General features: G+C 33.7%; 7 protein-coding genes. 5 read left to right on the forward strand and 2 right to left on the reverse strand.

Annotation, left to right across the window (positions count from 1 at the left end; genetic code table 11):
• Positions 1–59 precede the first annotated feature (59 nt).
• The 5 genes from P2W65_RS16345 (at position 60) to P2W65_RS16365 (ending at position 10,200) form a co-directional block, all read left to right on the forward strand.
• Positions 60–3,542, forward strand: a complete 3,483-nt coding sequence (locus P2W65_RS16345) for a SusC/RagA family TonB-linked outer membrane protein (RefSeq protein ID WP_289659142.1) — start codon at positions 60–62, stop codon at positions 3,540–3,542.
• Between the two features lie 10 nt (positions 3,543–3,552).
• Entirely contained in the window at positions 3,553–4,965 is a 1,413-nt protein-coding gene (locus P2W65_RS16350) for a RagB/SusD family nutrient uptake outer membrane protein (protein ID WP_289659144.1), read from the forward strand.
• 158 nt (positions 4,966–5,123) lie between these two features.
• Entirely contained in the window at positions 5,124–6,158 is a 1,035-nt protein-coding gene (locus P2W65_RS16355) for a TlpA family protein disulfide reductase (RefSeq protein WP_289659146.1), read from the forward strand.
• Between the two features lie 30 nt (positions 6,159–6,188).
• Positions 6,189–7,319: a TlpA disulfide reductase family protein gene (locus P2W65_RS16360; protein ID WP_289659148.1), complete on the forward strand. Its 1,131-nt coding sequence runs from the start codon at positions 6,189–6,191 to the stop codon at positions 7,317–7,319.
• An 88-nt stretch (positions 7,320–7,407) separates the two neighbouring features.
• Positions 7,408–10,200, forward strand: coding sequence for a M16 family metallopeptidase (locus P2W65_RS16365; protein ID WP_289659150.1), 2,793 nt, complete (start codon positions 7,408–7,410; stop codon positions 10,198–10,200).
• Between the two features lie 120 nt (positions 10,201–10,320).
• Here P2W65_RS16365 and P2W65_RS16370 read toward each other — a convergent pair whose 3' ends face one another.
• Both P2W65_RS16370 and P2W65_RS16375 read right to left on the reverse strand, forming a co-directional pair.
• On the reverse strand, positions 10,321–10,782 hold the full coding sequence (locus tag P2W65_RS16370; protein ID WP_289659152.1) for a VOC family protein: 462 nt from the start codon (positions 10,780–10,782) through the stop codon (positions 10,321–10,323).
• A gap of 90 nt (positions 10,783–10,872) precedes the next feature.
• Positions 10,873–11,784: a hypothetical protein gene (locus P2W65_RS16375; protein ID WP_289659154.1), complete on the reverse strand. Its 912-nt coding sequence runs from the start codon at positions 11,782–11,784 to the stop codon at positions 10,873–10,875.
• Positions 11,785–12,014 lie beyond the last annotated feature (230 nt).

The raw sequence follows: 12,014 nt of genomic DNA on the forward strand, positions 1-12,014 counted from the left end.
TTTCCCGTGATAGGACTTATAATTAATTCAAGATTAACTGATAAACCAAAACCAAAATTATGAAAATTAAAATTATTAAAGCTGTTTTCTCTACCAGAAAAAGCATTTCAACTTTAATTATGCGAACCATTATTCTTTTTCTTTCTCTGGCACTTTTCAGCTTTACACCATTGGAACTTTTGTCCCAAAATGTGAAAATTGTAATAAAGAATGACCAAAAAGCAACCGTTGATCAAATTTTCGAGATCATTAAAAAACAGACCAAATACAGATTTGTCTATCGTTCTGACATGTTTGATAATCTTCCTAAGATTGAGCTTGAAAAAGGAACCATAAGTGTCAATACGCTGTTGGAAAAAAGCCTTTCTACAGGCAATTTCAAATATGAAGTTGCTGGGAATAATACTATAATTATTAAAGAAGTCCCAGTAAATGCGGGACAGAAAACTGCAGCTATAGAAATTAAAGGAAGAGTTACAGATAACAACGGAGTACCATTGTCGGGTGTTAATGTAATTTCTGAAATGAATGCAGCCCGAACAACTACGCTAGTAGTAACCGATTTTGATGGAAAGTACTCTATTAGTGTTCCCAATGAACAAACCGTTTTAATGTTTTATTTTATGGGTTTTGAAACTCAAAAAATCACTGTAGGAAATAAAACTATTATCGATGTAAGCTTGAAACCAAGTGTGAGTAAGCTGGATGAAATTGTATTAATTGGTTATGGACAACAAAAAAGTACTAATGTCACAGGTGCAGTTTCTTCTGTAAAAATGACCGATTTTGTACAACAGTCAAACGGCGTAGCAGGTTTTGACCGTGCATTGGGCGGATTAATAAAAGGGGTTCAGGTTTCTCAAAATTCGGGTCGTCCGGGTTCTCCTGTTATGATCAACATTCGAGGAATTACTTCTCCTTTGTCAGGAAGTTTAAATCAGCCGTTATATGTTATTGATGGAGTTCCTTTTAATGTAGATGGAATGCCAGGCACTTATGATGGAGGAAGCAATCCGTTATTGACCTTAAATCCTAATGATATTGAAAGTATCAACATTCTTAAAGATGCAGCGGCAACTTCAATCTATGGTTCCAGAGGAGCAAATGGAGTTATCATTGTAACTTCTAAAAAAGGAAAAAAAGGAAAGCCGGTCACCAATGTTAATTACAGTACTTTTTTTGCGACACCAATAAATACCGTACGCAGTTTAAACACAGCTGAATACAAGAGTTTTTATAACAGGATTCTTTCCAGTTCTACAATGTCGCCTTATGATATGGGGATGCTGAATTTTGCTAATATGGATTTCTCCAAAAATCCGCCAACATATTTAGGTTTAAATGAAAATGCGTTTGGTAAAGAAGATATCAATTGGAATGATAAAGTTTTTCGAGATATGGCACTAACCCAACAGGCTAATATTAATTTTTCTGGAGGTTCAGACATGACCAATTATATCTTCGGATTATCTGCTATAGATCAGGAAGGTTTGATTGTTAATGATAATTATAATCAATACAACACCAGATTTCATATAGACTCAAAACTTTCTAAGTATGTAAAAGTAGGAGGAACTATGAATGGAGGTTATAATAGATCGAAATCTGGAGAAACTTCTACAAGAACAAATGCTGGAGTAAATACAGCAGCGGTTCAGGCAAGGCCAGATCAGCCTTATTTGGATGCGCAAGGAAATTTAATTCCGTGGTCAGATTACACCTATGGCTTTGAGACTTTTACACCAAACCCGTTGCAGACACTAAATAATAAAAACATCCGAAATTCATATAATTTTATTGGTAATTCCTATATCGAAGTGACACCAATTTCAAATTTAACGCTTAAAGCAGATGTAAATTCGGCTTTGTTTATCAACCAGAATTCTATTTTTTCTCCAAAAAGTACGATGGTTAATTTCGGTTACGCAAACAAATCAACTTTAACTGATCTAGAAAACGTAAACAGTAACCTTACCACCAATTTAACGGCTAATTACGATTTTAAAATTAAAGACAATAATTTTGGTTTTTTAGTTGGTTATTCTTGGGACAGAACGAAATACAGAGATAAAAGAAATGCGTATTCAGGTTTCCCGGATGATGAAGTGTTAATCAATGCAAGTTCAGCAGAAAGAGTAACTTCTTATTCTGATCAGACTGTTGAATCAGGAATTAACTCTTTGTTTTCTCGTTTGACTTATAATTACAAAGACAAATACAATGTTACGGTTAACTTTAGAACAGATGCATCTTCTAAATTTGGGCCAGACAATAAAAGGGGTTATTTCCCATCTGTTTCTGGAACTTGGAATTTAGCCAAAGAAAATTTCTTAGCAGACAATGATTATATTAATAAACTGCAATTGCGCGGTAGTATTGGTAAAGTTGGATCTACCAATGTTGCTAATTTTTCTTATCTGCAGTTTTTCAGCACCAGTTCTTCTAACTTATATGCAGGCAGTACAGCGGTAGTAGCATCAAGCACATTACCGAACCAAAATATTGGATGGGAGACTACCAAAGAATATAATTTAGGTTTAGATTTTGCAATTATAAAAGACAGAATCAAAGGAAGTTTCGATTATTACAACAGGAATACTACCGGAGCTTTGGCGCAAACACCTGTTCCGTTGGAGTTAGGTCCTTCGCAATATTATTCTAATTTAATGGATGTTTCAAACAAAGGAATAGAAATTTCATTAGGTGCAGATATTATTAAAACACAAGATTTTCTATGGAGTTTTAATATCAATTGGTCTTTGAACAGAAACATTTTAGAAAAATTAAACAGCGCTACCATAAGTAGCAACATTGCGGATAATTACACCGTAGGAAAACCTGTAGGAACTTTAACAGGATACAAAGTGGTTAAAATAATTCAGACTCAGGAGGAATTAAACAAGCTAAATGCTGGAGCACCAGATGGTGTATACAGCAGAGCTTCTTTAAGTGTTGGTGATTATATGTTCGAAGACATTAACGGAGATGGTAAAATTACGTCACTAGACAGAACTGTTATTGGAACAATGCAACCAGATTATTTCGGAGGATTTTCAAATGTGCTGACCTATAAAGGTTTATCGTTAAGTTCTTTATTTCAATATTCTGTTGGCGCTCAGGCTTATTGGGATATGCTGTTGTTTCAAGGAGGCAATTATTTAGGACAGAATGTGGTGGCAGAATACGGCAACAATACATGGAGCCCAACAAATACAGATGCCAGATTCGCAAAACCAACTTATCAGGATCCATCAGGAAACTCAAGATCTTCTGACAGACAAATGTATAGTACCTCTTATTTGAGACTGAAAAGTATTCAGTTAACCTATCAATTACCAAAACAAATTATAGATAATCTTCATTTAAGCAGTGGTAATGTTTTCGTCAGCGGAACCAACTTATGGACATTAACCAAATGGCCAGGAAGCGACCCTGAATCTTATGGAGAAAGCGGACTTCCGTCAATCACAGGAAGAACTAGAAATAATGATCCATATCCGCTTGCAAAAGCAATTTCGGTTGGGTTTAATCTGCAATTTTAATTTAGCTATTATGAAAAAAATAAAACATATTAAGTTTATATATCTGTGTATCTGCTCTCTTTCTATCGCAAGCTGTAGTATTGATGAAGTAAAACCAATCAACCAATTGACAGATGAAAATGTCATCAGGGATAAAGAGTCTGCACAAAATGCTTTAAATGGTGTGTATAAACAATGGAGAGAATATAACACAGGATTTTTACCGATTCATTTGGCAGCAGAAGGAAATGAAGGCTTTATTACTGGCGCCATATCTGGTTCTACAGGCATGAATCTGAATCAGGTTGATCCTGACAATGATTATCTTTCTTCAGTTTACAATAATTACTATGCGATAATCAATCAGGCTAATATTGTAATTGAAAAATTAGAAAACGGCAGTGCAGTAGGAATTGACGAACCAAGCAAATTACAAATGATTGCCCAATCAAAATTTAACAGAGCGCTGGCTTATTTTAATCTGCTTAGAAATTTTGGACAGTTTTATGATTTAAGTTCTAATTATGGAGTAGTAGTAAGAACTAAATTTTCCCGAGATGTAGAGGCTCAAAAAAGAAATACAGTTCAGGAAACCTATAATTTAATTATTCAGGATTTAGAATATGCAATAACAAACGGCCCTAAAAACGTAAAACATTATTATGGAGGAAGTTTGGCTGCAAAAGCATTGCTTGCAAAGGTAAAGCTGACTAGTAAAGATTATACAGGAGCTGCAACTCTGGCACTTGAGGTAATCAATAACACTGAAAATTATGGACTAGAAACCACTTATGCTGCAATTTTCACAAATACTTACAATTCAAAAGAAGTGATTTTTGCACCTTATACCAATCTTAATACTACTGAGAAAGATGTTTCTATGAATCAAATCAACAGAACGACTTATAGTACTATTTTAGATAAAGTGGCAGATGCGCAGGTAGCCGGAGCAGGAAATTTAACTGGAAATGGATCTGGGTATGATTCCAGATTTTTATTTGCTTATTCTGCGAACACTAAAGGTACGAACAAACAAGGTAAATATCCTTTTAATTCAAGTGAAAATACGGGAGTTGGAAACACCAATTACTACCTTAGAATGGCAGAAATGTATTTAATCTATGCAGAAGCCATAGTACGTAGTAATGGTGATTCGAGTTTAGCACTTACTAAATTAAATAATATAAGAGCTCGTTCTGGCGCAACGGCTAAAGTATTTACTACTAAAGAACAACTGTTAAAAGACATACGAGAAGAAAAACTCTTAGAACTGTTCTTCGAAAACGGAGAATGCTGGTACGATTTAATTCGTTATCATGCTTTAGGAGATGTCTCTGCATTTACTGAAAAACCTTCTTTAAAGTCTGTAAATCAATTTATACTTCCAATTCCTTTGAAAGCAATGATTGGTAATAAATTGTTAGAAAAGAACCCAGGATATTAGATATCCATTACCCTTGAATCGGAATTAGTATTCATTTTTTTTAATGCTTAGTGTTTATCTGATAGGTTGTTAAAACCTATCAGGTACACTAAACTATTACCTTATTTTAAAATTTCAACATCAATTATACTTTAACATTTTAACAAAAAAATCAAACAATGAAAACAAATTTGAAACAAATACTTGTTCTATTGGCTTTACCATTCATTTCAGTGAATGCTCAGACTAAAAATGCAGACTATGCAGTAGTTTCAGGAAAAATTTCTAAGCCTATAGAAGGAAAAGAATTAAAACTATTGAATAGAAAAGAGAATAAAAACATAACAGTAAAAATTAATAGTGATGGTACTTTTAAAGAAACTGTAAAGTTAGATCAGCCGGGTTATTACAGTCTTTACTATGCAAAAGGAAATGTGGTATATCTTAAAAACGGATCGGACTTGAAAGTTAAGTTTGTAAATGAAGCTAAATCACTAAAATTTGAAGGAAAGGGAAGTATCGAAAACTCCATATTATACTTAAAGGATTCGCTTAACAATGCTTTGATCGGAGAATTTCCATATAGTGATTTTTTAAGTCTTGAAGAAAAAGAGTATAACAGACAGATAGATGCTTACAAAAAAACAATAATTGATTTGGTGGAGAAGAACAAGGGGAAAATTGATCCAGCATTTTCAGCTAAACAAGTGGAAGATGTATCCAAATTGAAAGAAAGCATGCAGCCGATGTATGAAGAACAGAAAAAAATCTTAAAAGAACTGGCTCCCGGCATGGCATCTCCGGAATTCAACAATTACTTAAATTATGCAGGCGGAACAACTTCTTTAAAAGACCTTCGAGGCAAATATGTTTATATAGACGTTTGGGCAACTTGGTGTCATCCGTGTTTAAATGAAGTTCCATTTTTGAATGAAATAGAAGAGAAGTATAAAGGAAAAAATATCACATTTGTTAGTATTTCTATCGACCGAGAAAAAGAATTAGAAAAGTGGAGAGCAATGATTGTTGAAAAAAAGATGGGCGGCGTGCAGCTTTGGGCAGGTGGCAATTCTCCTGTAGAATTTTCAGATCGTTATTATATTAAAGGAATTCCACGTTTTATTTTACTTGATCCAAAAGGCAATATTGTAAACCAAAATGCACCAAGACCTTCAGATGAAAAATTGGTAAAACTGCTTGATAGTTTATTGTAACAAATTGATCATAAAATCAAAAAAAATATTATGAGAAATACAATTTTAAAATCGGGTTTATTGGCTTTAACGCTGATAAGCACCATAACTTCCTGCTCTAAGAAAGAAGAAGGTTATACCATAAACGGAAAATTTGCAGATGTAAAAGATGGAATGGTTTATCTTGAATTTACCGATGGTGAAAAGAAAATAACCGATTCTTCAACCATAACCAATGGCAGTTTTACTTTTAAAGGTAAAGTAGACGAACCTTTGTTGTATGTGATAAAACTAAAAGGAGCAGAGTTTGGAACACGTTTTTTACTAGATAACGAAACGATTACTTTTGAAGCTAAAAAAGATTCTATTCAGGAAGCCAAATTTTCGGGAGCCAAACAAGATTCTATTTATAAATCCTATTATAAAAACGAATTCAAAAAGGTCAATGATTTGGCGGCTCCAGTTTACAAAATGGCAGATTCTTTAACTCAAAAAGGGAAAGTAAAATTAACACCTGAGCAAAAGACTATCTTAGACAAACGTTGGGATGATTTACAAGCTCAAGGAAATCAGTTGACAGAAAAATTTATTGTAGATCACAAAGATAAATTGGCTGCAGCTTTAATTATTAACGAACGAGTTGTTACTTTAGGAACTCCTGAGAAAGTAAAAGAATATTATGCTCTTTTGACACCGAAAATTCAACAATCTTTTTATGGAAAAAAAGTAAAAAAAGAAATTGAAATTGCTGAAAAAACTGCGATTGGAGCGATAGCACCTGAATTTTCTCAAACAGACGTAAACGGAAAAATTATAAAATTATCAGACTACAAAGGGAAGTATGTTTTGGTAGATTTCTGGGCATCTTGGTGTGGGCCTTGCCGAAAAGAAAATCCTTATGTGGTTAAAGCTTACAATACTTATCATAAAAAAGGACTTGATATATTGGGAGTTTCTCTGGATGATAAAAAAGACCTTTGGGAAAAAGCAATCGAAAAAGATGGTTTAATTTGGAATCACGTTTCGGATCTAAAGGGATGGAAAAATGAAGCAGCTGTTTTATATGGTGTAAAGATGGTTCCTACCAACTATTTAATTGACCCTGAAGGTAAAATTATTGACAAAAACCTTAGAGAAGAAGCACTTCACTCTAGATTAAAAGAAATTTTTATAAAAAAGTAAGTTAATGCTGTTTTTTTTTACAATATAAAACTATTCTTTAAAGTAAGAATAGTTTTATATTTATACAAATAATTTCAATCAACAAAAAATGAAAAAATACATCTTTTTGGGCTATTGCTCACTAGCTTTCTGCACCTTGATTTCAGCGCAGAATAAATCGGTTAATTTTAAGAAAATCAAAGAATTAGGTGGGATTGAAGAATATTTGTACGAACCAAACGGCATGAGTGTGCTGCTGTTACAGGACAATGCTTCTCCAGTTGCAACCGTACAGATTGTCTACCGCGTTGGTTCTAAGCACGAGGTGTTGGGAAACACTGGCTCAACGCATCTTTTAGAACATTTAATGTTTAAAGGAACGCCAACTTTTAATAAAAAGAATAAAAACAGCATACCTGATGTTCTCCAAAATAATGGAGCGCAGATAAATGCCACAACCTGGTACGACCGTACCAACTATTATGAAACACTGCCAAGTGATAAAATCGAGCTGGCACTTAAGATTGAAGCTGATAGAATGCGTAATTCTTTGTTATTAAAAGAAGACAAAGAAGCCGAAATGACGGTGGTAAGAAACGAATTTGAAAGAGGCGAAAACAACCCAAACAGTTTATTGGACAAAGAAATCTGGGCATCGGCTTATATTGCACATCCTTATCATCATTCCACAATAGGATGGAAATCGGATATTGAAAAAGCGTCGATTGAGGTTTTAAAGAATTTTTATAACACGTATTACTGGCCTGATAATGCGACTTTAACTATTATCGGCGATTTTAGAAAAGAGAATGTTTTTGAATTGATCGAAAAATATTTCGGAAAAATTACCAAAGCACCACACGTAATGCCTCAGCCTTACACGGAAGAACCTCAACAATACGGAGCACGTAAAATTGTAGTAAGAAAACCTGGGGAGTTGGGCGTTGTCAACAAAGCCTATAAAATTCCAGGTGCTCTAAATGAAGATCTGCCAGCATTGAATATTCTGGCTCAGATTATTGGAAATGGGCCATCTGCAATTTTGAATAAAACTTTTGTCGATACTCGTTTAGGAAATTATTCTTATGCCAGTGCTACCAACTTTAAAGAAGTTGGACTTTTTACTATTGGCGTTGGATTTCCAACCACTTCAAAACACGAAGATATTGATGCTAAAATCAGCGAAGTGGTAGCTAAAATCCAAAAAGAAGGAGTAACTCAGGATGAAGTGAATCGTGTTGTAGCAAAAATCAGCGCTCAGACTGTTTTAAAAAGAGATGGATCTGGCGTAATTGCATCAGAATTAAACGAAGCTATTGCATCAGGAGACTGGACAGATTATATAACAGGCATTGACCGATTAAAGAAAGTAACTCCAGCTGATGTGCTTCGTGTGGCTAACAAATATTTGGTGGAAGACCAAAGCACAACAGGCTATTTTATTCCGAAACAGTCTGGCTCACAGAATAAAGACCTGGCCAAAGCAAATAATTTTGTGGAAGAAAATGGCCCTTTTTATTACAGAAATCCAGAAAATGAAGATAATCACTCAGAATGCAATTCTTTAGAAGATTCTTCAGAAAATAATGCATTGGATGAAATTACAAAAGCAGAAAGTGCATTTGAAAAAACAGCATCAGCTTATAAAAGAGAAAAAGTTTCAGGAATTGATGTGGTTTCAGTAAAAACTTCTGCTAAAGATTTTGTGACTGTTGCAGCGAGTATTTCGTTGGGAAATTATGCAAGCGAGACTAAAAATGATATTATTCCTGCGTTGACGGCTTCAATGCTTTCAAAAGGAACTACGCTGAATGATAAATTCAAATTCTCAGAAAAACTTCAGAAACTAGGAGTAAGTTTGAATGTAAGCGCTTCTTCTTTCAAAATCAACATTGGTTTTAAATGTTTGAAAAAAGATTTGGATCAAGTAATCACATTATTGGCAGAAGAACTTAGAAATCCATTATTTGATGCCAAAGAATTTGAAAACTTAAAACAGCAGTTTATCGGAAACACGCAGCAGAGTTTAAATAGTCCCGGAGAAAGAGGAGATATTGCTTTGTCTCAGTCTATTTATCCAAAAAACAATCCGAATTACAGTTTAAGTGTTGAAGAGAATATCGAAAATATTAAAAAAGCGACTTTAGATGAAGTGAAAGCTTTTCATAAAAAATATTTTGGTACTGCATCAATGCGTCTGGTAATTGTGGGAGATACAGAAGGAGCGAACTTAAATAATTCCTTAAAAAAATCATTCAAAAATTGGAACGGAGGAGTTGCTGAAAAATTAAAATTTGAAGAAGCTTCAAAGGCAGCTTCAAAAACAGAAGTAGTAACAATTCCTGAAAAACCAAGTGCTGAATTATTCATTGGACAATATACAGGTTTAAAAAGAGCCGATGCCGATTATATTCCATTTTACATTGGGAATTACACTTTAGGTGCTGGATTTGCTGGACGTTTGATGCAGACAGTCCGAGACAACGATGGATTAACATACAACATTTCGTCTGGAATAGGAGGAAATATTGAAACGGGAGGTTATTGGTATGTAAATGCTTCTTTCAACCCGAATTTATTCCAAAAAGGGCTTGATGCGACAATGGTTCAGGTGGACAGATGGGTAAAAGACGGAATTACAGCAGAAGAACTGGAAAACAAGAAAACCAATTTAATCGGAAGTTTTAAAGTAGGAATGTCTACTACAAGCGGCATGGCGAGAACAATTTTAGGTTTTATCGAAAGAGGTTTAGAACCAAACTATATTGACCAATATCCAAAAGACATTGAAAAAGCCACTTTACAGCAGGTTAATGATGCAATTAAAAAGTATGTTAAGCTGGATAAAATGATTGTTATTAAAGCCGGTTCTCTTGATCAAAGCGGGAATCCTTTGAAATAAGTTTTCAGTGGTCAGTGGTCAGGTTTTTGGTGTACAGGTTGTAAAAATACAACGCTGTCAAAGTTTAAAACTTTGACAGCGTTCGACTTCGACTGACCACTAAAATCTGACCACTGATCACTAATTTTTTTCAAACGCCTCGGTCATAAAATCCTCAAGCCCTGATTCTTCCAATATTTCAATTGAAAACTCTCCAAAACGTTTGGGTAGCCAAATGATTCGCACACCACTTGGAGAATTGAGTTTTTCTTTCGATAAAGAATTTCCATTTTCATCTTCGGGCTGTAAACCAGCATCCATCAATTCGTCATAAACTAATTCGATATCTGGAGCTGAATAACAATGGCGATAAATAGTTCCCTCGCCTTTGCTGTCCAAAAGATTTTTAAGATTTCCTGAAAAAGGCTGTACAAGCATGAATTTTTCTTGTCCCATTTTTACAACAGCATAAGTCACATGAAGATCATCTCTTTGCCAAGTAAACTTTTTTGAAATTTCGGCCTTTAATATTTTTGAATAATAATCGCAGGCCGTTTGAAGGTCTTTTACTAAAATATCGATATGACTAAACTTTAAGTCCATTTTTTACTTGTATATAATTTTCGATTAGATACAAAATTATCATTTCAGAAAAGAATGACAAATAAACCTATTGGTGTTTTTAAATTAAGATTATAAAGAATTCAGTTTTAGCGATAAACTTTTCAAATCCTGTTCAAGAGAACGAATAGTGGCCTGTAATTCATTGAGCATATTTGCCCTAGTGTATAAGTCATCTGCAGTATAAATACCACCGTCATCAAAAAATAGTTTTTGTGTTCTTGCATCTATTTTTCCATCAAAATTATATTGCAACCATCTGTTTTTTATACTTTCCTGCAGATCATTTTTTCCAGAATTACTAAACTGTTTTTCGTTAATAATGATCCATATAGAGTTAGGATAAGCTCCATTCGAGTTATCATTGTACCAAATATTTCTCAGCAGGTTTCGTTGTAATTTTAATTCTATTTTTTTTCCTTTTGGAGCAATAGTCAAAGCTCCCAATCCCGCACTTAACAATCCGCCGCTCACAGCAACTGCATTACTAGAATTATTGTTTTTGACTAAAACGGCAGCTACTGTAGTCAAAGCACCTATAGTTACGGAAGCAACAGTAAGGTTTTTAGTTTTTTTATTATTTAAGCCGTTAACATAATCGGCTAGTTTGTTTATACGTTCGCCATTACAGTCCAATTCAGAGGCTAATGCATTTATTTCGATGCTGGTAAGTATTAAACGATCCGTGATTTTTTGTTTTAAGACCAATTTTTTTAAAGTGTCTTTTTTTATTTGAAGATATGCTGTTAGATAAACTTCAATACCAATGGCATTGCTAATCAAGATATCGTGTTTAGATAGATTCGCGTTTAAAATACTATCCTGCTGAATGAAATTTTGTTTGGGGATTTCTAATTTAGAATAATCATATTCGATGGTTGGCTGGCAATAATTGCTTGTTAAGTAATCAATTTTTGTACTGTTTAATACAGTGGAACAAGAAGAAACAAAAATGGAAAGCAGTAAAAAAATCAGTTGTTTCATATTGATTTTGTTTAACATTGAAATTATAAAATTCTTCCTTATTGTTGTGGATTTTGTTTAATTAATGATTTTTATTTCTATATATTAAATATAACTCATTTTTTGTTAAAATCAGCCAGATATCTATATTGGCGGGCAATTTTCTTCTTTTTTTTTGAGTTATAAAATGAAAAGCTATCTTTCTAATCTTTAACAAAAGCTTTTAAATTTTCAATTTATTAAGATTCGGT

The sequence above is a fragment of the Flavobacterium panacagri genome (assembly GCF_030378165.1).
In the GTDB taxonomy this organism is placed as follows: domain Bacteria; phylum Bacteroidota; class Bacteroidia; order Flavobacteriales; family Flavobacteriaceae; genus Flavobacterium; species Flavobacterium panacagri.